Source organism: Tsukamurella conjunctivitidis, from assembly GCF_007858475.1.
Taxonomy (GTDB): Bacteria; Actinomycetota; Actinomycetes; order Mycobacteriales; family Mycobacteriaceae; genus Tsukamurella; species Tsukamurella conjunctivitidis.
In genome coordinates, this window is sequence record NZ_VIGX01000294.1 from 1 (window position 1) to 525 (window position 525).

Genomic DNA, 525 nt, shown 5'->3' on the forward strand with positions numbered 1-525 from the left:
TGAAGTCACCGTTCCTGTGACCGTGACGCCGGTGAATGATGCGCCGGAAGCGGCAGAAAAGCAGCCCATTGGGGCAGTTGAAGATGAGTCTGGTACCGGTCAGATCGTTGCGACCGATGTAAATATCGAAACGAGTGGCGGTAGCGATAAGCTCACTTACACAGTAAAAGAAGGTGAAGCGCCGAAGCATGGTGCGTTGGAGTTAAATCCTGATACCGGAAGCTATACCTACAAGCCAAATGAAAACTTCAACGGTAAGGATCAGTTTGTGGTGGTGATCACAGATAAGGAAGGCGCTTCAGTTGAAGTCACCGTTCCTGTGACCGTGACGCCGGTAAATGATGCGCCGGAAGCGGCAGAAAATCAGCCCATTGAGACGGCAGAAGATGAGACTGTTACCGGTCAGATCATTGCGACCGATGTCGATATCGAAACGAATGGCGATAAGCTCACTTACACAGTAAAAGAAGGTGAAGCGCCGAAGCATGGTGCGTTGGAGTTAAATCCTGATACCGGAAGCTATAC

General features: G+C 50.3%; 1 protein-coding gene. It reads left to right on the plus strand.

Annotation, left to right across the window (positions count from 1 at the left end):
- Positions 1-16: 16 nt before the first annotated feature.
- A partial coding sequence (locus FK530_RS25465; RefSeq protein ID WP_231706812.1) for a cadherin-like domain-containing protein occupies positions 17-525 on the plus strand: 509 nt, incomplete at its 3' end.